1 pseudogene is annotated in these 570 nt (G+C 60.5%); it reads left to right on the top strand.

The features are described 5' to 3' along the window. Positions 1-212 precede the first annotated feature (212 nt). Positions 213-570, top strand: a pseudogene (locus IG178_RS24980) (hypothetical protein); the annotation flags it as partial.

Below are 570 nucleotides of genomic sequence, written 5' to 3'. Positions count from 1 at the left end.
AGGATTGGCCACCGGATCGGTGGCAGCTGTGGCTACAGGTCGTAAGGCGTACGTAGCTGAGGTGGATCCATATTTCGCTAGCCTCGCGGGTGAGCGGTTGCTCATGGCCGCCAATACCAGCGCGCCTGACGAAGAGGCCGCAGAGTTGGTCCAGACTATGCCAGGAGCGGACGACCTGACTGAGCGGATGGAGCGGCGGCATGCCTAATGAAATGGATGCGGACAAGTATGAGAACGGCCCGCAGCGGCCGGAGCTTGACCCGCTGGATAGACGCACAGAACTGGTCAATGGGGTACGCGCTGCCCTCATGGCGCTACCGGGTGAGTTCGAGTTCGAGCATCCCGTGAGCGGCGTCGCCGCCACTGACCTGTTCAGTCTAAATACGTTCTTGGGCGCTGGAATTGAGCTAGAAGTCGTGCGAACGCTTAACGCTTTGCGACCCATCTGGGACCCGGAGTCAAAGTGGGCTTCGTACCGCTTCGAACGCTCGGGTCAGGCGTTTCCCGATGTGCGTCTCGTCGATCAGGTCGCCAACAGCAAGATGCCGATCGCGCTCGGGATCGAACTCA

The organism is Neoluteolibacter marinus (assembly GCF_014904755.1).
In the GTDB taxonomy this organism is placed as follows: Bacteria; Verrucomicrobiota; Verrucomicrobiia; order Verrucomicrobiales; family Akkermansiaceae; genus Haloferula; species Haloferula marina.
This window is presented reverse-complemented; position numbering and strand designations above follow the sequence as displayed.